Annotated in this window: 12 protein-coding genes; 11 read left to right on the top strand and 1 reads right to left on the bottom strand. The window is 41.8% G+C overall.

What is annotated here, in order from left to right; translation table 11 throughout:
* Positions 1 to 1,469 (bottom strand): hypothetical protein (locus EO95_RS06155; RefSeq protein ID WP_048133226.1); only part of this gene is annotated, 1,469 nt, incomplete at its 3' end.
* Positions 1,470 to 2,672: 1,203 nt separating this feature from the next.
* Between EO95_RS06155 and EO95_RS06150 the strand changes: the two genes are divergently transcribed.
* From EO95_RS06150 to brxL, 11 genes are all read left to right on the top strand, one after another.
* Positions 2,673 to 3,254 (top strand): DUF1788 domain-containing protein, encoded by a 582-nt coding sequence (locus EO95_RS06150; RefSeq protein WP_235282887.1) that lies wholly within the window; start codon positions 2,673 to 2,675, stop codon positions 3,252 to 3,254.
* A 114-nt stretch (positions 3,255 to 3,368) separates the two neighbouring features.
* Positions 3,369 to 7,100: a BREX system P-loop protein BrxC gene (brxC, locus tag EO95_RS06145; RefSeq protein ID WP_048133224.1), complete on the top strand. Its 3,732-nt coding sequence runs from the start codon at positions 3,369 to 3,371 to the stop codon at positions 7,098 to 7,100.
* Positions 7,101 to 7,117: 17 nt separating this feature from the next.
* On the top strand, positions 7,118 to 10,717 hold the full coding sequence (gene pglX / locus EO95_RS06140; protein ID WP_394297353.1) for a BREX-1 system adenine-specific DNA-methyltransferase PglX: 3,600 nt from the start codon (positions 7,118 to 7,120) through the stop codon (positions 10,715 to 10,717).
* Between the two features lie 20 nt (positions 10,718 to 10,737).
* Entirely contained in the window at positions 10,738 to 11,562 is an 825-nt protein-coding gene (locus EO95_RS17990) for a TIR domain-containing protein (protein ID WP_048133232.1), read from the top strand.
* Between the two features lie 298 nt (positions 11,563 to 11,860).
* Positions 11,861 to 12,289, top strand: a complete 429-nt coding sequence (locus tag EO95_RS06130) for a hypothetical protein (protein ID WP_048133222.1) — start codon at positions 11,861 to 11,863, stop codon at positions 12,287 to 12,289.
* 17 nt (positions 12,290 to 12,306) lie between these two features.
* Positions 12,307 to 14,910, top strand: a complete 2,604-nt coding sequence (locus EO95_RS16995) for a caspase family protein (protein ID WP_162197349.1) — start codon at positions 12,307 to 12,309, stop codon at positions 14,908 to 14,910.
* A 934-nt stretch (positions 14,911 to 15,844) separates the two neighbouring features.
* Positions 15,845 to 16,351, top strand: coding sequence for a transposase (locus tag EO95_RS16690; RefSeq protein WP_052733518.1), 507 nt, complete (start codon positions 15,845 to 15,847; stop codon positions 16,349 to 16,351).
* 170 nt (positions 16,352 to 16,521) lie between these two features.
* Entirely contained in the window at positions 16,522 to 16,674 is a 153-nt protein-coding gene (locus EO95_RS17495) for a hypothetical protein (RefSeq protein WP_156163994.1), read from the top strand.
* Complete coding sequence (locus EO95_RS16685) at positions 16,611 to 17,117, top strand: transposase (protein WP_082105950.1); 507 nt, start codon at positions 16,611 to 16,613, stop codon at positions 17,115 to 17,117. The genes EO95_RS17495 and EO95_RS16685 overlap by 64 nt, the downstream gene beginning before the upstream one ends.
* A gap of 585 nt (positions 17,118 to 17,702) precedes the next feature.
* Positions 17,703 to 20,402 (top strand): BREX-1 system phosphatase PglZ type A, encoded by a 2,700-nt coding sequence (gene pglZ / locus EO95_RS06115; RefSeq protein ID WP_048133220.1) that lies wholly within the window; start codon positions 17,703 to 17,705, stop codon positions 20,400 to 20,402.
* Between the two features lie 62 nt (positions 20,403 to 20,464).
* Positions 20,465 to 22,538 (top strand): protease Lon-related BREX system protein BrxL (gene brxL / locus EO95_RS06110; RefSeq protein ID WP_156163993.1); only part of this gene is annotated, 2,074 nt, incomplete at its 3' end.

The raw sequence follows: 22,538 nt of genomic DNA, 5'->3' as shown, positions 1-22,538 counted from the left end.
GCCCTATCGTACACGATCTCTGAGTAGGCTGGCCCGGTTTTTGTAGAGTTTTCCATGTAGGCCCTCCAGGCAACAAAAAGTGGTTGATCCGGCTCTATGCCGTGAACTCCCACACCGGAGGGAACCTCATAGCAGTATTGATCACCTTCGCTGCAGTTCCTTGCGAGTTTGTAGACATAAAGGTATTTCGCATTGGGATTGTCAGGGAGATATTCCTCAGCAGACCCGCTGAAATCTGCGTCTGTGATTGCTCTGACACCATTCCACACATCAGCTCCGTATATTGCGAAGTTTGAGTACGTCGCCTTTCCTGTGGCTACATGGTTAACCCCATAGACGATTATGAATTCATTGGTATCGTTGCCCAGAGTAATTACCGGGTCTTGCAGGAAAGGATAGTACTGTGAGGTGTTAAAGAAAGGAGGTGTCGGCGAAGAGACCGTCTGGTTTGCTGTCCATAGATAGCATGCATCGTTGTTAGGACCTACAGCGTTAATTCCTCTCTGAATAGCGTCACTCCCTACAGGAACTGCCTGACTGGTCGGAAGTTCTGTGGCATTCGATTCGTTATATTTGTCAAGAATCGCAACCCTTAGCTCTTCTAGATCATCCGTAAGCTCAAACTCTGTTTGCCCGGTTCCGCGGACCCTTAGCTCCGGATAATCAAACGGGTCCAGCTCCGTAGATTCGTTGGGAGTAATCCGGAAAACAGTTGCAGGTGTATTATTGATGTAATCATCACCAGCCTGCGTGTCATTATATAGAGCCGGGCGGACAAATGCGGCAAATGTATCGGAGTTATTCTCCAGACCCATGTTTAATATGGATGAGGGAAGCATCTGGGTGTTGGTTATGTTATCCGAATACCCCGCTGATTGAGCAGCAGCCCGGATGCGTTGATCAATGCCTCTGTCAGCCGTAATGATTATTACCGTGGTTTGATTGAAAGGATTTCCAGACGACCCATTCGGAGTCCCTTCGGTTTTGATAACCAGGCTGTTCAACGTATCTGCTATATTGGAAAAGAGCCATCTTTTCTCATTCCCATATGTCCTGTGCATTATGTAATTATCGTAACTGAAGTACCTGCATTCCGGCGGGGTTCTTCCCACGAAAACAATGGCTTCATCAGGACCAAGGTTCCAGAAAGGAGTTGTATTCCCACTCATCCCGAGTGTACTTGTTAATTTAGAAATCCGTTCATCTACTTCATGACCAGATGCCGCTGGAACAAAAAACGCCACATATTTTGTGGTGGGATTGTTTCCATATGCAGAAGGCAATACTCCTTCCTCTAATAATCTGATTAGATCAAAGTATCCCAGCTCACCGTCCTGTACAGTGAATCCGTCCTGTTCTAAAGCCTGTCGAAAAGCCTCCGAATCAGATGTTTCATTCTGCGCGAGGCCAGTTCCTGTTAACATTATGAACGAAACGCCAAGCAGTATAACTAATATATAATTTTTCATATACCATATCCCCCTGTCAGCTATAGTTATTCTCGCAAAGAATTACACTAAAAAAGAAGAATTACACTTCGAAAAGAGAGGATCTCTTCAACATCTTCTAAGACAGTGTGCTTTTGATTCGTTCTAAAAATTAAGTGTAAACCTTTGCGACAGATAATATAATTATAATTAAATATATTAGAAATCTTGGTGGAACGTTGACTAAAATTAGAGAGTCGATCTGTTAACAGTCCACATGATTCCTCACAACAGCCGGCTTGAGAATATTGCTTTTCAGGACCCTTGACAACTTCACGCTCGACGAAGGAGAGCGGTCTTTCCGTGAAGTCTGCAACGAAGCAACATATCCGAAAACTTAAGAATTATTCAAAGCTAAACTATTTGCAAAACAAAAAGTTCTACCACTTGTTTAATCCAAATAAAGCTCTTCAAAATGATGATTTGGAAAACTACTATGTAGAAATAGACCAGAACGAAACAAATATTGAAAAACTATAAATCCGCCTTGAACTTAGCCTTGAAACTCACGAACCAATAAAACTTTTTTTTCACCGGCCACCTAGGGTCAGGCAAAACAACTGCATTAAACCGTCTTGTTTCATATCTAAACAGCGAAGAGCCTAAATTTTATCGTACATTTTAGTGTGCTAGATCTTCCGGACAACAGCGACATAATGAAGAAAAAGAGAAGCACGTACCCCGTGATGAAGTCTGGATTTTGAAGTAAGGCTGCACCCTGCTGGAGTAAAATTTTTGCTCGACCCTTACCAGGATACGAAAGAAAGAATACGACTGGTTTTGAGAGTTTGCCCTTATTGAGAAGTAACTTTTTTCTCTTCGCCCAGGGGGATGGACTGTAACTCTATTTTTGTTTTTAGCCGCCCCACTGACAAGCAGCAGAGGAAAGATTTGCCAGCCATGTGATTGTGTGACAAAACGCATATAGTGACCTAAGACTGGAGAATAATGGTTGATACTGTTTTTACCAGCTGTGAGACAGGGATTTCTGTTTGATTCGTTTATTAATAAAGTTGTAGACATTATAAGGTTTGCGTGTAAATAGAAATTGTATAAGATATTAAGCAAAGATTAGGCAGGCATAAAAAAAGTAATATAATAAAAAGCACTGAATTTTTTTAAAGAAGCAACTAATTAGAAAGGTTTATTATCTCTTTATTTAAATATTCCGCCATAAAGGGTTGGATGGAATATATGATACTTGAAGAACGCCTTGAAGCATTTAAAGAAAAGATAAAAACGAATGATTTCCTGGAATGCAAGGGGCTGGGAAATGAGATTCCATTCTGGATATTTGATTACGAACCTGAAAAGGAGCTCCTTGTAAGGGATACTGTCGAAAAACTGATCCCTGTGTTTGAAAGTAAATATTCAATAAAAATAATTGAGATCGATCTGTACAAGCTCTGTCTTGAGATTTTGTCCCAGAAAATTACTGAGGAACAGTTAATACTTTTTGAGAAGAAAAAAGGTTCAGACGCTCTACTCGAAAAAGTGAAAATAATTCTGAAGCCTGAAGTTATAAAAAATGAGATTGCAAACAGGTTATGCGACGACTTTGAGATTGTTTTTCTTACGAGAATAGGAAATGCCTGGCCGATGATCAGAGCGCATTCCGTTCTCAACAACCTTCACTCCATAACTGCAAAAAAACCACTGATCACATTCTATCCTGGAAAATTCAGCGGACTTGACCTGAGTTTATTCGGGGAATTCAAAAACAAGAACTACTACAGGGCTTTTCCGTTAATGCCTGATGCAAGTTAATATGGGGTTTTCTCCGGGTTTTGGTAGGGTCAAATAAGAAATTGAGAATTTCCAGATTACAGAGTAAATTATTTTGTATTCTATACTTGTTGATTTTTGTCCAGAGTGCTTAACATGACAGCAGAAATAAAAATAGAAGATTTATTCGAGAAAGACATCCGGCGAGATGTCAATGGGGTTATAAAGGTTGATCAGGGAGACGAAAAGAGCGTCTACACGGAACTTGATGAATATGTTGTAACAAAAGAAGTCCGAAAACGTTTCGATGATTTTTTTAGAAATTATACCACAGCTACGCAGGAGCCAACTGATAAAACAGGAGTATGGGTATCCGGATTCTTCGGCTCGGGGAAATCACACTTTCTAAAAATCCTTTCTTATCTGCTGGAAAACAGAACTGTTCAGGGAAAAACAGCACTCGACTTTTTCAGAACAAAAATAGATGACCCCATGATATACGGAAACATTGAAAAAGCAGTGACTACAGGCAGTAAAGATGTAATTCTGTTCAACATCGATTCCAAGGCCAACACCGTAAACAAGGGAGACGAACAGATAGTAAACATCTTCATGAGAGCTTTCAATGAGATGAGGGGGTATTTGGGGGACGTCTTCTGGATTGCGGAACTTGAGGAAGACCTTGAAGAAAAAGGGCTTTATGAAGCTTTCAAATCCGAATTTGAGCGCATAAAAGGGGAAAGCTGGGAAAGCAGAAGAGATACCTACATTTTTGAACAGGACCCCATAATCGAAGCCCTTGAAAGCTGCGGCTACATGAGCAGGGAGGCTGCTGTCCGGCTGATTGAGAATGATGGCGCAAACTACACCCTGAGTGTGGAGAAATTTGCAAAAAAGCTTGAAAAATACTGCAAATCAAAGGGAGAAGGGCACCAGGTAATTTTCCTCGTAGATGAAATCGGGCAGTATATAGGAGAAAACAGCGAGTTGATGCTAAACCTCCAGACCATAGTCGAAGAACTGGGGACAAAGCTGCAGGGAAAGGCCTGGGTTATTGTGACCTCTCAGGCTGATATTGATACCGTTACCAGGGAACATGTGAAGGGGTATGACTTCTCCAAGATCCAGGGACGCTTTAACACCCGACTGAACCTTTCAAGTGCAAACGTGGACGAGGTTATCAAGAAGAGGATCCTGAGTAAAAAAGAAGAGTATGGGGATGTGCTTGCTTCCTACTATGCTGAAAAACAGACAATCCTTAAAAATTTGCTCTCGTTTTCGAACAGAACTGAGATGAAGGTCTACAGGGGAGAAGAGGACTTTGTCAGTGTGTATCCCTTTGTCCCTTACCAGTTCAACCTTGTGCAGAAGGTTTTTGAGAGGATAAGGAAAACCGGGTTTACGGGCAAGCACCTGGCGCAGGGGGAGCGGTCCATGCTCAGCGCATTCAAGGAATCAACCGTAAACCACTGCGAGGAAAATATAGGACTGCTGATTCCGTTCCACGTTTTTTATAAAACGATTGAAGGTTTCCTGGACCCTATCATAGCAAAGACAATTACTCAGGCAACGGAAAATGATTACCTTAATGAGAAGGACTGCGAGCTTCTGGAAATCCTGTTCATGATCAGGAGCATTCAGGAAGTTGAGCCAAACCTGGACAACCTGACAGTGCTTTCTATTTCTTCGGTTGATGAGGACAAGATCAAATTGAGGCAGAGGATTGCCGAATCACTCCGGAAACTCGAAGAACAGACCCTGATTAGCAAGTCCGAGGACAGGTATTATTTCCTGACAAATGAAGAACAGGAGATCAATAAAGAAATCAAAAGGATTGAAGTAGAAAACCACCAGATCCTTGACGAGGTCTACGAGACCCTATATAATACTAAGGAAGGCATCTGCCCGCAGGCCCATAAGGTTTACAAGTTCAATAAAGCCCTTGACGACAGGAATAAAACCTCCCCGAATACCGACCTTACCGTAAAGTTCCTGACCCCGCTTTCGGAAGAGTACTTCAGGAAAGGAAGCCAGAAGTCCCTGGACGGGTACAGCCTGAGCAATATCGATTCTGAGGACACCCTGCTTTTTGTGTTCCCTGAAAACGATTTTATTGAGAAGATAAGGTCCTACCTGAAAATTGAGAAATACCTCAAGCAGAACAACACGAACAGGAACAACCAGGAGATCAAGAACATCCTTGCTACAAAACAGCAGGATGCCGAAAATGCGAGAAAGAAAACAGTGGAACTGATCGAAAAGGGGATCTCGAATGCAAAGGTCTTCGTCGATAACAAGGAAGTAGAAATCGGGAAACAAAACCCGAAAGAACGCATAAAAGAAGGGCTTGAGCTCCTGGTTACAAACGTTTACAGCAAAGCCGACTATATAACAAGGGACTACGAAAGCGATAGCGATGTCCTGAGAGTCCTGCGTTCGGACGATCTTGAAAAGTACGGGATTAAGGACAGCGAGACCAATAAGTTCGCCCTGAACGACCTGCTTGAGTATATTAAGATCAGGCATGAGAGAAGCGGGAGAATCGTCCTCAAGGATGTAAAGGAACACTTCATGAAGAAGCCCTACGGCTGGAAGGAGATGACGATTTCCGGGCTTGTTGCCGTCCTCTACATGAGGGAAGAAATAAAACTCCGCTCCCAGGCCAGATACATTGTCAACGACCCCGAAACCGCAGCAAAACACCTGACAAGAAAAGACGAAGCCGACAAACTGGTCATTGAAATCAGGGAAAAGACCGGAGAAGAAGACCTGAAGGCGGTCAGGCTGCTTTTAAGGGAAAAATTTGAAAGAATAAACATCCCGGAAAAGGAACTGGAACTCTACAATACTGCAAAAGAAACCTTTTCGGGAGAACTTTCCTCCCTCCGGGAAATCGCAGCCAAATATGAAGAGGAAAAGCGCTACCCCGGGAAAACGGAAATAGAAGCCTACAGCCAGTTCATAAAGGGCCTGCTGGACCACTCCGACCCTTCCTCCTTTTTCAGGGCAGTTGCAGCCAGCAAAAACGATTTTGAGGCTCTCTATACGGGCGCAGAGCCTGTTAGGGCATTTTTTGGCGGCACCCAGGTAAAGATCTTCAGGCAGGCTGCAAAGCAGTACCCGATTTTTTACAGAAACGTCCAGTTCCTTGACGAAGAGGCAAAAGCAAGCCTTGGAGAGATCTACACTATTTTGAGCCTGGAAAACCCGTACTCCCGCATAAAGGAACTCACCCCCCTGGGAAGAAAAGTGGAAGACTCTATTAAGGAATCCCTCTCAGCCCAGAAACAAAAAGTTATGCAGTGCCTTACAGGCGTACTTGAAGAGCTCAAGCGGGCCCTTTCGGGAGAAGAGTTCACGCCGGAATTCGTGGAATCCACGCTCGGACCTTTCAAAGAGGTAGAAAGCTTCACGGAAAAAGCCGAGGACTGCGCCCTTGTCGAGAGCCAGCTTTCAAGAATTACGTACATGCGTGAAGATGCCTACAGGCAGATCGATGAGCGGAGCCGCATACTCAGGGAAAAGAAGGCAAAAGAGGAATATGGAACATCCGGGCACGAAAACGGACAGGGAGCAGGACAGGGGGCCGGAACTGAAAATGTAAACGAAAAAGGAAACACCTCCGGACAGGGCAGTCAGGGTACGGATGGTACAGATATATCTGCTGTAGATCTCGCAAATCCCGGAACTCCGGGAAAAGCAACAACCCTGGTCAGACCCCCGGCCAAGGTTACGCTTAACCTCAATAGAGATACCGAATTCATCTCGAATATCTCATTTTTCAAGTCCGAAAAGCTGCTTGAAATCAGTGCAGACATTGATGAATACGTGGAAAATCTCAGGGGAAAACTGATGAAAATCCTTGAGGAGAAGAACATAAGGGTCTAAAGGGGAGCCGGATAAAAATGGACGAAAATGAAATAATGGGCCAAACTGCAAAAATGGACAAAAAAGCAATAATGGATTTTTCAAACGCCATACGCGGAAAACTCAGGCAGGAGATTGAAAATAGGGCCGCCCATTACGGCATCTCTTCCGAAAAGATCCATGCCGTAGAAGAGCACGCAGACTCCGTTATCATAAACGGAAAAGTCTTCAACGCCCGCATAAAGGAGCAGCGCTCCCAGCTTGTAAAACAGATCAAGGAAAAAGGTTACGAACAGGTCATGGAGGAAGCGACCTACACCTGGTTCAACCGGCTGGTCGCCCTCAAGTTCATGGAGATGAACGGCTGCCTCCCGGACCGGATCAAAGTCTTTACCTCCGCCGACCCGGACAAAACCGAGCCCGACCTCCTGACAAATGCCCTGAAACTTGACTTTCTGGACCTCGACAGGGACCAGGTCTTTGACCTCAAAGCCGAAAACAAAAATGAGGAACTCTATAAATGCCTCATCCTCAAGCTCTGCAACTACCTGCATGACACCATGCCCTTCCTCTTCGAAAAAATAGAGGACTACACCGAACTCCTCTTCCCTGACAAGCTCCTCCATACCGGCTCGGTCCTGCAAGACCTCAACTCAATTATCCCGGACGAGGACTGGCACGAAGTAGAGATAATTGGCTGGATCTATCAGGACTACATCGCCCCGAAGAAGGACAAAGTCTTTGCCGACCTGAAGAAAAACGTCAAGATCAGCAAGGAAAACATCCCTGCCGTCACCCAGCTTTTCACCCCTCACTGGATTGTCCGCTATCTTGTGGAAAACTCCCTCGGCCGCCTGTGGATGCTCAACCGCCCGGACTCTACCCTTGCCGACCATATGGAGTATTACATAAAACCTGACCCGCAGGTTCAACCCGAAACCGATTTTCTGAAAATCAACTCCCCTGAGGAACTCAAGGTCTGCGACCCGGCCTGCGGTTCGGGGCACATGCTGGTCTACGCTTTTGACCTCCTCTACACCATTTACGAAGAAGAAGGCTATCTCTCCTCCGAAATCCCTGAACTGATCCTGACCAAAAACTTATTCGGAATCGAGATCGACAGGCGCGCGGGAGAACTCGCCGGCTTTGCACTGACCATGAAAGCGAGAGCCAAAGACCGCCAGTTTTTCAAAAAACAGGCCCACCCCAACATCTGCATGCTGGAAAACGTCTCCTTTGAGGAAGGGGAACTCAACGCTTACATAGATGCAGTCGGAAGTGACCTTTTCACCAGCGCGCAGAGAGATACTCTGCTCCAGTTTGCCGAAGCCGACAATTTCGGTTCACTTATACGCCCGGCTGCAAAAGACGTATCAAGCCTCCTGCACCTTCTAAAATCGAAAAACCTATCCGGCAACCTCTCCCAGCTTTCAACTCACCAGAATGTCCTGAAGGCTCTGAAGCAGGCCGACTACCTCAGCCCGAAATACCACGTGGTCATAGCCAACCCGCCGTACATGGGCGGCAAAGGCATGAACAATGAACTGAGGGCTTTTGCTCAGGAAAACTACCCGGACAGCAAATCCGACTTTTTTGCCATGTTTATAGAACGCAACCGTGACCTTGCACTGCAAAAAGGCATGGTCTCGATGATTACCATGCAAAGCTGGATGTTCCTTTCGTCCTATGAAAAACTCCGTGAAAGCATCCTGAACAACGACACCATTTTAACTATGGCTCACCTCGGGGCTCGGGCTTTTGACAGCATCGGGGGAGAGGTCGTTTCAACAACTGCCTTTGTCCTTGAAAATGCCCAAAACCCTGAGTATAAAGGAGCTTATCTGCGGCTGGTTGACGGAAACTGTGAAGCAGATAAGAAAGCTGAACTGAAAGCAAAAAGAACTGAACCCTTCCGCGCCTCCGCCGCCGACTTCAAGAAGATTCCGGGGAGTCCGATTGCTTATTGGGCATCACAAACTTTTCGTAGAGCTTTTGAAGTCGGTAATCCATTGACTTCGATCGCACCTGCTAAGATTGGGATGAGAACGGGGGATAATGCAAAATATTTGCGTTTGTGGTATGAAGTCTCCAAGTTTTGCTTTGTACCTGGATGTAAATCCTCAATAGAAGTAATCGACAAGAATGTAAAGTGGATTCCCTACAATAAAGGAGGTGAATTCAGAAAGTGGTACGGAAATAACGAATACATAGTCAACTGGGAAAACAATGGTTTTGAGATTAAAAAAGAAACTCTAGAAAAATATCCACAGCTAAGTTGGAATAATCTTGGTTGGAAGATTTCCAACGAGGCTTTTTACTTTAAACCTTGTTTGACATGGACATTTATAAGCTCATCAAAGTTTGGTGTTCGAATTTCTGATGCTGGTTTCATTTTTGACGTAGGTGGTTCGTGTGCTTTTCCAGAGGCGAGTCAGTTATTGCAAGTTGGAGCTTTCATGTGTTCTGGCTTAGCTTTCGAATTTCTCAAAGCAATGAATCCAACCCTTAATTTTCAAGTCGAAAATATAGGACGACTTCCATGGGTAACTATTGAAAACAATAAAACTCAAGACATTATTAATGAAATCGCCAGAAAAGCAGTTTTCTTAACTCGAAAAGACTGGGATTCCTACGAAACCTCTTGGGATTTCACCGCCCTCCCCCTCCTTAAGCCTGAATTCCGTCAGCCAACACTCGCTGAAACCTACACCAAACTCCGCGCTCACTGGAAAGAAATGACTCTTGAAATGCAGCGGCTGGAGGAAGAAAATAACCGCATTTTCATTGAAGCCTATGGTCTGCAAGATGAAATGACCCCAGATGTTCCTCTTTCTGAAATCACGCTGACATGCAACCCATATTATCGCTATGGCAACAACAAAAGCGAGAAAGAACTGGAAAAACTGCTGCTGACCGATACCGTAAAGGAATTTATATCCTATGCTGTCGGCTGCATGTTCGGAAGATATTCGCCTGAAAAAGAAGGTTTAATACTTGCAAATCAGGGAGAAAAGCTTGCTGATTTTAAGGAAAAAGTATCTGGAGCTTCTTTCCTGCCGGATGAAGATAATATAATTCCGATCCTCGATGACGAATATTACACGGATGATATTGTAGGCAGGTTTAAGGAGTTTTTGAAACTAACTTTTGGAGCAGAAACGCTCTCTGAAAACCTTGACTTTATTGCAGGGGCGCTTTCGAAGAAAGGAGGAGCTTCTGAGAAGGTTATCAGGGATTATTTCCTGAAGGACTTCTACAGCGATCACCTTAAAATGTATAAGAAAAGGCCGATTTACTGGCTCTTTACTTCTTCAGAAAAAGGAAAAACGTTCAATGCGCTCGTTTACATGCACAGGTATGATAAAACTACATTGGCGAAGATGAGAATAGATTATCTGCTCGATTTTGAATCAAAACTGGATGCTCAGAGGTCGCTTCTGGAAAAAGAGAATATTCAAAATTCCAAAAATAACGGGAGAGCAGAAACTGAGCTTTCGAAACTTAATAAGAAGATTGAAGAGCTCGTTAAGTATGATGAACTGCTTCAGCATAAAGCGGATCAGATGATTGAGATTGATCTGGATGATGGGGTTGTGGAGAATTATAAGAAATTTGAGGGGTTAGTTGGAAAAATCTAATGGATATTTTGGATGGCAAAATGTACTACCACGTTAAAATTCGGCAGAAATCCAGTAAAGTGACTGATGAATTAAAGCTTGATTTGAGCGAAGAAAAACTTCTTAGTCAATTTATAGTTCCGTATGAAAATGGTGAGAATATCTTTGTTAATGGAAAAAGTATTCCTCCTGAGGATATCGAGAGGATAAAGATTAATAAAACAGAAATGAACTCTGCAGAATTGATACCTATTATTCGAACAAAAAGACCAAAAAAAGCCGTAGCACCACAAATCTCAAATGAGTGGCTCGTGACCAAGGAAGGGGAAGATGTTACTGAGGATCTCATTAAAGGAGAGCCTGGATATAAGAATAAGAAATTCGGTGAAAAAATGGAAGAGGTAAAACCTAAGACTAATCAGATTTTTGTTGTTCATGGTCATGACGATGGGATGAAAGAAGCAGTAGCTCGGACATTAAAAAACATAGGTTTTGAGCCAATTATCTTACACGAGCAGGCAAATCGTGGGAAAACAATCATTGAAAAGTTTGAAAGTTGCTCTGAAAACGTATCTTTTGCTGTAGTTCTCCTTTCTCCCGACGATAAAGGTTATAAAAAAGATCAGGAACCAGAATCTGCGAGTTATAGAGCCCGGCAAAACGTGATTTTAGAACTTGGTTATTTTCTTGGGAAGCTAGGTAGAGAAAATGTTTGTGCTCTACTTAAAACTGGAGAAAATTTTGAGTTTCCATCTGACATCTTTGGAAGCTTGTATACCCTTTATGATTCAAACAATGGTTGGAAACTTGCTCTTGCAAAAGAATTAGGTGCAGCAGGTTACGATATAGATTATACGAAATTATAAACTGATAATATGGATCTTAAATATCTTCTAAACTTCCTAACCGTGCGACAAAATTATTGTGTATTTTTCTGGTTAGAAAATTTTCCCTTAAATTTGGAGAGAATACAAAATAATTGCACTTTTGCGTTTTGACTTACGTTCTTTATGCCATACTCAACTATTTTCGCAATTGAAGGTAGAATCCGCTTAACAGAGTTAATTCGAAATCTTTTTGATATAAAACAAAGTTACTGTTAAAGAAAGGAAGTCATCTATTCATCGATTCGAGTTATTGATTCAAGGGCTTTGAGATGGTAAAATGGATCAGATTCCTGATAAAAGTAGCTTCCAAATCATATTACAGTCAGATAACGTGGATAATCTTTCAGAATACTGGCAGGATCAATGCTGGTATCTTTATGATGAAATATCTAGAGCACTACCAGAAGGTTCTATAAAGCCTTTGACTCTTGAAGGTGGTAAGGGAGAAAAAGCTGATGTGATTACTCTTTTCAGCCATGCCATATTCATTGAAATTACTGCAAAAATTTTTGTCGAGATCGTTTTTGAAGCAATTAAAAACTGGCATTACTATAGACCAGATTCTAATATTGAGATAAAATGTCCTGATGGGAGTATAGCTAAAATTACGAAACAAACCCTCCCAAAATTACAAAAGTATTTTGATGAAAATCCGAATTTATCAATATGTGATGCAGTGAGTCTTTTTAATAATTCTACTGAATAATTTTAATGGTAACCTCTATGGTTGGAAAGAGACTCTCGCTTGTTATTGGGAATAATTATCCGAATTCAGATAAAGAACTGAAGTTTGCAGTAGCTGATGCTACCAAAATGAAGGAAATCCTCGAGAACAAGAATATATGTGATTTTGACGATGTTATTCTTCTCATTGATAAAACTAGCAAAGAGGCATCGATCGAACTTGAAACACTCTTTACAAATACACACCAAGAGGACTTAATCTTTATATATTTCTCTGGACATGGGAAAAAAGATTATAGAAACAATCTTTATCTTATTTTCAAAGATACTAACGAAAAATTAATGAAGACATCTACAGTACCTTTTGATTTTATAAGTGATTGCCTGAAGTACCCACAGGTTGAGAAGGCTTCTGTAGTTATAGTATTGGATTGCTGTTATAGCGCAGGTGCTGGAGCAAAGGATACAGACATCGAAGAAAAGCTTGCCAGTTATTCCTCTAGAGGTACGGTCATTCTCACGTCAACAGGGTCAGCTGGCGCTCCGACGGCAATGGAAGACAATGAATTAGGACACAGCTTCTTTACCTATTACTTAATAGAAGGATTAGAGAAAGGTTATGCTGATAAAGATAAAGACGGTTTAATATCCATTGATGAATTGTACAACTACGCTTTTGAAAAGACAACTGAGAGTTGCTCCCAATCCCCCGCGAAGAAAGGGAGCATAGAAGGGAATATCTTCATTGGGAGAAATCTTCAACTAATTAGAGAAAATGAATATGAATCAAAAAAGGAAAAGCTTATTGAAGAATTCAGTGCCCAACTTCCTCCCATTATACTTAGCGAATCTCAGACAATTCTAAGGAAATATTATGAGACTTCTTCTCCTCTAGAGTCAGTCGATGCCACTATATTTGATAATTTAGAATCTCTTCTAAATGGCGAAATTTTGGTTGAGAATTATATTGAAACTGTGCAGCAATTGAAAAGAATTGACCTAGATAAGTGCCGAAGCAAGCAGAAAGAAGAGGATAAAGAAAAGAAAGAAAAACAAGATAGGGAAAAAAAGCAAAAGGACGAAATTAGCAGGCAAATAGAAGAAGAGAGACAGAAAAAAGAGAACGAAGCCCTGGAAATAAAACAAAGAGAAGATCAGGAAAGAAGAAAAAAAGAACAGGAAAGAAAGCAGCAGGAAGAACTCTGCAGGGGTAGTGAAGATCAGGAAAGGACGAAAAGAGAAAAAAAAGTCCTAGAAAGGAAAAAAGAGAAAGAAGCCATATGGATATTGATACTAAAATCTAATAAACAAAAATTAGTTACTGGAATGTTCCTGTTTTTTGTATTATTTGGAATGTTAACGATGGTGTATTGGAATAATAACAACTCTGTAGCTTCCGCAAAGCCGGCACCTGAAATCGAGTGGCAAAAGTTACTTGGAGGCTCAGGCGATGATTTTGCAGTTGGTGCTCAGCAGATTTCTGATGGCAGTTATATCGTTGTCGGTCAATCCAATTCGACAGATGGTGATGTAACTGGAAATCACGGAAAAGACGATTACTGGGTTGTGAAGCTGGATACTGAAAGGAATATAGAATGGCAAAAGTGCCTTGGAGGCTCCGATAAAGATGGCGCACGGGATATCCAGCAGACTTCTGATGGCGGTTATATCGTTACCGGTTCCTCTTATTCGACTGATGGCGATGTAACTGGAAATCACGGAAAAGACGATTACTGGGTTGTGAAATTGGATCCTAAAGGAAATATAGATTGGCAAAAGTGCCTTGGAGGTTCAGGATATGATTTTGCATACAGCATTCAGCAAACATCTGATGGCGGTTATATCGTTGCTGGTCACTCCGATTCAAAAGATGGCGATGTAACTGAAAATCACGGAAAAGACGATTACTGGGTTGTGAAATTGGATACTAAAGGAAATATAGATTGGCAAAAGTGCCTTGGAGGTTCAGGATATGATTTTGCATACAGCATTCAGCAAACATCTGACGGTGGTTATATCGTTGCTGGTCACTCCGATTCAAAAGATGGCGACGTAGCAGGAAATCATGGAATAAACGATTACTGGGTTGTGAAATTGGATACTAAAGGAAATATAGATTGGCAAAAGGGTCTTGGAGGCTCAATATCTGATTGTGCATACAGTGTCCAGCAGACTTCTGACGGTGGTTACATCGTTGCTGGTATGTCTGATTCAAATGATGGTGATGTAAATGAAAACCACGGGAGCAGTGATTGTTGGGTTGTTAAACTGGATACTGAAGGGAATATAGAATGGCAAAAGTGCCTTGGAGGCTCAGGTGGGGATGGCGCATTGAGTGTCCAGCAGAATTTTGACGGTAGTTACATCGTTGTCGGTTGGTCCGATTCAAAAGATGGAAATGTAACTGGAAACCACGGGAAAAGCGATGACTTGATCGTGGAACTGGACACAAGTGGGAATGTAATATGGCAGAAGTACTTGGGAGGAAACTCAAGTGAAGTTCCATTAAGCATCCAGCAAATTTCCGACAGTGGTTATATCGTTGTCGGTTACTCAAATTCAAAAGATGGCAATATAACTGGAAACCACGGGAAAAAAGATTACTGGGTTGTGAAGCTTAAAGGAGGAGGGTCAAGCACATGATCACCTTTTTAACCAATTTGACAGAAGCATAAATGTTTAAATGAATAACTGAGTTTCATGCTTCTGTTTACTTTATACAATTGAAGTTTCTATGCTAGGTTCTCTGATTTTTGCTATTTTCATTTTACTAAAAAATTCTATGTCGATGCGCACTATGTTTTATGTAATAAAATACTTTCTCAATTAGTTAATTCTGTCAAATTAGGGTTAAAGGAACCTTTTTACCTTGGTAAATACCCTATTACTCAGAAGCAATGGAAAGTTGTAATGGGAAGTAATCGTATCCTCTTCAAATATGAGGGACTTCCAATCACAGGAAAAATATAATAGTATTTCCATTTACACATATTCACATTTTAGCATGAAAATGCTTGAAAGCATTTTCATTTTTTGTGTCTGTTATTCGAAGATTTCATGTTCGTTTGGGTATAAAGATGACTCCTGAAGCTCTCACACAATTACTGGTCTCTCTGGTATCAATCCTGACAAGATAGAGGATGAAAAGTATGCCAAAATTATTCGTGTTCTACTTTTTATTATTGATGAACTGAGTAGGGAGATAGAATCCTTCAGGTCAGAGGTCCAAAAGCTTCGAGATGAAATCAGCTTACTCAAAGGTGAACAACCCAAGCCTGAAATTCGTTGCTCTAACAAGAATTAGGACATTTCTTCTGAAAAAGAGAGAAAAGAAAGAATGCCTAAAAAGCCTAGGGAATCAAATTCAAGAAAGAATAAAATAGAGATCCATCATACTGAAACTTGCAAAATTGATAAATTTAGGAATGCAAAAAATATAACTTCTAAATTTCAGTTTGGGAATTGATCTATAGTTCCATTTCCCCAAATAATCATTCTTGACAACAAAACCCTTGATATTATATTTGAATCATTCCTTACTTTACCCCCAGATGCATGTTTCAAAGGGTATGACGAAGTGGTTATTAGGGACATTCTAATAATTCCCTGGAATACCAGATTTCAGATAGAGAAATATAATTCACCTTCAGAGGGTAAGACATACAGGGGAAAATTGCCAGAAGGTATAAACGGTGAATTTGGTCCTGGAATTAGATCTGCTGTAATTGCTCTGCACAATATCGCCAATGTTTCAGAACCCAAAATACATGAGTTCCTGGAAAATGTCAGTGTTTGCATATCCAGAGCTACAATTTCTCGGATGCTGACAAAAAATATTGATAACTTCCATGAAGAGAAGGCTGATATTTTTCAGGCAGGTCTCAAATCCACAACTTATCAGCAGATTGATGACACAAGTGTCAGAGTCAATGGGGAAAATTGGTATACTCAGATCCTTTGCAATCCTCATTACACTGCTTATTTCACAGTACCCCATAAGGATCGGGAAACAATTTTAGATATTCTCTTGTGTGGAAAGGAAAGGAAAGAAAGTACTGCCTTAACGAAGAAGCATTTGATCTGATGGAAACGTTCAATGTAGCAAAAATATGGCAGCAAAAACTCTCTGATCACAAAAATAAAGTATTCAGTGACGAAGAAATGCATCGAATACTGGCTCTTCTATTATCCAGATGGAAATAAAAATACTAAGAAAAGAATTCTTGAAGCCTGTGCAATTGTTTCATTCATCAGATGGCAAGCATACCTGCTGTGGTTAACACCCTTTTAAGTGATGATGCGCCTCAATTCAGTAGCTTACATACCACCATGCTCTTTGCTGGATTCATGATGGAAGGCATTACAAAAAGTTACATACGACAGTACCTTATTATCAGGAAAAGGTGAAAGCATTTCTGAATAAGTACTGGGATTATTATGTTAAACTCCGTGAGTTTAGGAAAAACCCAAATTCAGACGTAGCGAAGCAATTGTCTGCTGAGTTTGACCGGTTGTTTTCAACCGAAACAAACTATCCTCCACTCGATGATAGGATCAGTAAAACAAAAGGGAAAAAGGAAAGTCTATTAATGGTACTAACTTTTCCAGAAATTCCATTGCATAACAATGGAGCAGAGTTAGTAGCAAGAGTAAAGGTCAGGAAAAGAGATGTCAGCCTTCAATCCGTGACCGATGAAGGAACAAGAGCAAACGATACATTCACGACTATTGTTCAGACAGCAAGGAAACTGAGCGTAAGTGCATATGATTACATCCTGGATAGAGTGAGCAATAGGTGTGAGATGCTATCTCTGGCTCAACTCATCCAAGAAAAAAGTGCACTGAGTTGAAACTGAAAAGCTTTCCGCTCAATTTGAAGAGGATACAAGAAGACCGTTTTCTGCTTTTGAAGGAAAATTGGTATCCTCTTCAAATTCGAGGGAGAATTTTCCAACCCGGAAAATATGAAACAATTTTGTCATACATTTCCAAAGTTGGGTGCGTCGCATGAGTATGTTTTTTAGACTTAGTTAAATTTTTAAATTTTCGGTAAGTATGTGAAATTTACTTTTACCCATACAATTTGAGGAGGATACGAAAAGGAAAATTCCTTAATTTTTTCTTTTTAATTTTCCCAATCTTATTTCTTTCTACCCTTTTTGTTGGCATCTTGTGAATAGAGCTAATCCCAAAAACTAACTTTGTTTTCATATCCAAAAGTTTTAGAAATACTTTCATGAATTAGATCCATTAATTACTCCAAATTCGAGATCCAAAGAAGCAACTGTGAGCTATAGGGTTAGCTTAGTTAGTGACCAAACATTAATAAGATCAGCAAAAACTTTTAAAAATCAAAGAGTATTTCATGGATAAAGTATGTAAATCTCTAGCTCCCAATTGAGTCCTTTAAGAATAACCGCAGGATATGGATTTTCATGGTCAATGTAGAAAAAACAAGCCAGAGTATACTCAAGAAATTCTCCCCTTCGGAACTGAAAGACTATGAAAAGAGAAAAATAGTTTTCTGGTACGACAGGGACAAAACCGCCTGGGACCAGGAGAAGCAGGCTCCCGGAGAAGAGCTTGAAGAAATAATTCAGGTACTGGAAGGGCAGGCAATCAAATTCCATATCCTTGACAATAATTACTTTGAAACCAAAAAACTCCTTGAAATTGAAGATCCAGAGTCAAATTATCTCATATACTGCCCGGAAAAGGAAAGGGCACACGAAGATAACTGGCTTTTTGATATCCAGCTCTATTCATCCAGATTTGAAAACAGCCGGATTTCGGACATCAAGAGTGAGTTTGAAATCGATGGGCATGAGCTGGACGACTTCTTCACGAAATACGAGAAATTCTTTGGCAACCAGAAAGAGAGAGTCCACCCCTTAAAGAAGCTCCACCAGCGGGACTGGCGGGAAAAGGAGTTCATTCTGGGTATGCTGGCTGTTTTTTCAAAGACACAGGCCCTTGATTTCAAACAGATTATAAGGGACACCATGCTGAGATCCCTGGATGAAGCTGAAAACCCGGTATGGGAGAATATCTCAAAGTTCGGGATGGAGGAGAACTTCTGGGAACTTGCAGAAGAGGATTTTGGATTTTCGGCAAAAAATCCTACCCTGAAGAAGCTTTTCTTGAGTTTCCTTGTCACACACATAAAGCGGTATTCCGGAATTTCCCCGGCAGGCTATGACCAGTATGTTGACCGGAAGGAAAACGAGTGCCAGATCTTTCTCAAACACTGGATGGACAGCTCACGGGATTCCAAAACGTTTGAGAAATATACCAGGGAAATGCTTGAAGAAAATGGTCAGGATCTGGAAAAAAACCTGCAGGCAGAACTTGATAAACGTGATGTGCAGACATATCTTGAAGCTGAAGCCGTGGAAACCTTTGATAAGGTTGTAATCCTTCAGATACTCAAATCCCTGAACAGTCCTGTGGATTCAACTGAAGAGGACTTCAAAAACCATCTTGCCTGGATCGATACCCGCCGGACAAAACACTGGTTTTCAGAATACGAAAACATCTACAATGCGCTTGAATATGCGGTTAAGCTCTTCCAGTTTGCCAGGGAATACTATGATAATCCTAAAGCAGCTGATGCGCTTGAAAACACCCCCAGTTTGTACGAATTATTCAAAGCGTATGCTGAGACTTACTACCAGATCGATTATCTCTACAGGAAATTCTACTATTACTATGATAAAGAGCAGGAAAAGGATATCCTGAAGAAAAACCTGAGGCCTCAGGTCGAAAACCTTTACACTAACAAGCTGCTCGGAAAACTGATATTGAAATGGAGCAGCCTCATTGATTCCGAGCTCAACGGTCAGTGGAAGATTGAACTTGCTGACAGCCAGAAGGACTTCTACAAACGGCATGTAAACAAGATTCTGCAAAGAGATGACAGGAGTAAAGTTGCAGTTATCATTTCCGATGCACTGCGCTACGAAGCAGCTGTCGAGCTTTTTGAAACCCTCAACAAAGATACCTGGGGACTTCCCGAACTCAGCTACATGGCAGGAGTCTTACCTTCATACACGAAGCTCGGAATGGCAAGTTTACTTCCTCACAACACTCTGGAATACAGAGGAAAAGAAATCTTTGTGGACGGAATAAGTTCCGAAGGGCTTGAAAAAAGGAACAAAATCCTGCAGAGTAAATGTGCAGACTCACTTGCATTGAATTATGAAGACTTTATTAAATTCAGCCGGGAAGAGGCAAGAGAACTAATCAAAGGAAAAAGAGTCCTTTACATATATCACAATAAGATAGACTCCATTGGTGATAAGCAGTCCTCGGAAAACAGTGTTTTCAATGCAGTAGAGGAAACAGTTATAGAAATCAAGAAACTGGTCAAGTACCTGAGTGATCGCCTAAACACAACAAATATCATTGTCACAGCAGATCACGGTTTCCTGTACAGAAGAGATGATATGGAAAATGTGGATAAGGTAGAAACCTCATCGTTTGACAAAACCCGAATAATTGATACTACAAAGAGATTTATTCTGAGTGACCAGGAGCTTGCACCGGATAATTCACTGGATAACATACACAGCTTTGACATGCGCCATATTCTCGGGAAGGAACATTCCCCTCTCTTTGCCTATGTCCCGAAAACCGACCTCAGATTCAAACTCCAGGGAGGCGGACTCAATTTTGTACACGGAGGAGCCTCTCCTCAGGAGATTATCATTCCGGTCCTGACATATAACCACCGGCGGGATGAAAAAACCCTGGAAAAGAAAGGCATCAAATACGGCAAAGTCAATGTCTCGGTAATAAATGACCGGAGAAAGATCACAAGCAGCAAGTTTAAAGTAAAGATTTTCCAGACCGAAAAAGTGACTGATAAGCTGAAACCTCGCACCTTTAGGGCTTCATTCTGGGATATTGACGGTGAACAGGAAAAAATGGTCAGTGACGAAAAAACCATTATTGTCAATAGCGAATCCGATGATCCCGAAGAAAGGCAACACACTGTTATACTTACTCTTGGCAACGGTCTTGAAAATAAAACATATTACCTTAGATTGATTGATGAAGACACAAATGAAATCAAAGATATTGGCAGGACTCCATTCGAACTTGACCTTTTGATTGGCGATTTTGACGACTTCTAAATTGAAAAAGGGAATCAGGCATAAAGATTCTGGAATAAAAAAAGTTTTAGGGACAGGATAAAATGGTTGAAGCAGATCTCGAAACAGTAAGCCTTGAAACAGACCGAAAATTAAATCAGTACTTCTCCGGCAGGGTTGTGAGAAAAGACCTTACAAAACTGCTGAAGGTCGGGCACAACGTCCCTGTCTATGTACTGGAATACCTTCTAGGCTCCTACTGCGCAGATGATGACGAGGATGTAATTAAGGAAGGCGTCCAGAAGGTCAAAAATATCCTGTCCCAGAATTATGTGAGGTCTGATGAAGCCGAAAAGATCAAATCAAGGATCAGGGAGACAGGATACTACACCATTATTGATAAGATCACGGTCACACTCAATGAAAGGAGAGACGTCTACGAAGCTGAGTTCTCCAACCTTGGGCTTAAAAACATTGAAATTGACTCTGATTATGTCATAAAATACGACAAGCTTCTAGGCGGTGGAATCTGGTGCATGATCAAGATGGAGTACTCTACAGAATCAGCTTCTTCGCCATTCGTCATCTCCAGCCTGAAACCTATCCAGATCCCTAATATGAACCTCCAGGAGATCCTGGTAGAAAGGAAGAACTTTACTAAAGATGAGTGGATTGACGTCCTGATGAGAAGCATTGGGATGGAACCTACCCAGCTTGAAACTTCCATCAAATGGCATATGCTCGAAAGGCTCGTTCCTCTTGTCGAAAATAACTACAACCTCTGCGAACTCGGCCCGAAAAGCACCGGAAAATCTCACGTTTACAAGGAAATATCCCCAAACACAATCCTGATCTCCGGAGGGCAGACCACGGTTGCAAACCTCTTCTACAACATGTCCACCCGACAGGTAGGGCTCGTGGGGTTCTGGGATGTAGTGGCATTTGACGAAGTTGCAGGAATCCGTTTCAAAGACAAGGACGGAATCCAGATCCTCAAAGACTACATGGCCTCCGGCTCTTTTGCAAGGGGAAAAGAGCAAAAGAATGCAAATGCGTCCATCGTCTTTGTTGGAAATGTCAACCAGAGTATAGAGTCCTTAATAAAGACTTCAAACCTCTTTTCTCCCTTCCCGGACGCCATGAACAGCGATACCGCCTTTTTCGACAGGATGCACTACTACATCCCTGGCTGGGAAATCCCGAAGTTCAGGCCTGAACACTTTACAGACAGGTACGGATTCATAGTTGACTATATTGCAGAATTCTTCCGGGAAATGAGGAAGCGATCCTACGCCGACAATATAAACAGGTTCTTTAAACTCGGAAACAACCTGAACCAGCGCGATGTAATTGCGGTTAAAAAGACCTTCTCCGGTCTTATGAAACTCATCTACCCGGATGAGAATATCACCAGAGAGCAGGCGCAGGAGATCCTTGAATACGCTCTCGTAGGTCGAAGGCGTGTAAAAGAGCAGCTGAAAAAGATAGGAGGAATCGAGTTCTTCGATGTGAATTTCTCCTACATTGATAATGAGAACCTGAAAGAAGCTTTCGTATCTGTGCCCGAAAGCGGCGGAAACAAGATTATCCCCGCAGGCATCACAAAGCCCGGAGAAGCCTATGCAGTTGCTGCTACAGAATCTGGCAAAATCGGGGCCTACAAGTTTGAAGTCCAGGTTGTATCCGGCTCGGGAAAATACGAAAAATCGGGTACAGGTTCAAATTCTCAGGCAAAAGAGTCAATAAAAACAGCTTTCAATTACTTCAGAGCCAACGCAAAATCCATAAGCCAGAGCATCTCCGTAAAAGAAAAAGACTACTTTTTGCACGTCCAGGACCTCTATGGAGTTGGCATGTCCGAAGAACTCGCCCTTGCAGCCTTCATAAGCCTCTGTTCAGGAGCATTGGAAAGGCCGCTTCAGGAACAGACCGCAATCCTCGGAAGTATGACAATCGGAGGATCTGTAGCTGTAATTGAAAACCTGGCAGGCCTTTTACAGGTATGTCTTGATGCCGGAGCGAAGAGAGTGCTGATCCCGATTGCGTCAGCAGGTAAGATTGCAGCAGTACCTCCTGATCTTTTCAGCAAGTTCCAGATCTCTTTCTATGAAGACCCGATTGATGCAGTGTATAAGTCCTGTCTCTTATACACATCTCCGAGCCCACGAGACGGACTCC

This window comes from Methanosarcina sp. 1.H.T.1A.1 (assembly GCF_000979295.1).
GTDB lineage: Archaea > Halobacteriota > Methanosarcinia > Methanosarcinales > Methanosarcinaceae > Methanosarcina.
Note: the sequence above shows the minus strand (reverse complement) of the source record. Positions and strands in the feature narration are given on the sequence as shown.

Excerpts from the sequence above, each read along its gene's own strand:
- EO95_RS16995 (WP_162197349.1), top strand. The coding sequence starts at position 12,307 with ATGGTTGGAAAGAGACTCTCGCTTGTTATTGGGAATAATTATCCGAAT.
- EO95_RS06130 (WP_048133222.1), top strand. The coding sequence starts at position 11,861 with ATGGATCAGATTCCTGATAAAAGTAGCTTCCAAATCATATTACAGTCA.
- brxC (WP_048133224.1), top strand. The coding sequence starts at position 3,369 with ATGACAGCAGAAATAAAAATAGAAGATTTATTCGAGAAAGACATCCGG.
- pglZ (WP_048133220.1), top strand. The coding sequence starts at position 17,703 with ATGGTCAATGTAGAAAAAACAAGCCAGAGTATACTCAAGAAATTCTCC.
- pglX (WP_394297353.1), top strand. The coding sequence starts at position 7,118 with ATGGACGAAAATGAAATAATGGGCCAAACTGCAAAAATGGACAAAAAA.
- EO95_RS17990 (WP_048133232.1), top strand. The coding sequence starts at position 10,738 with ATGTACTACCACGTTAAAATTCGGCAGAAATCCAGTAAAGTGACTGAT.
- EO95_RS06150 (WP_235282887.1), top strand. The coding sequence starts at position 2,673 with ATGGAATATATGATACTTGAAGAACGCCTTGAAGCATTTAAAGAAAAG.
- EO95_RS17495 (WP_156163994.1), top strand. The coding sequence starts at position 16,522 with ATGGCAAGCATACCTGCTGTGGTTAACACCCTTTTAAGTGATGATGCG.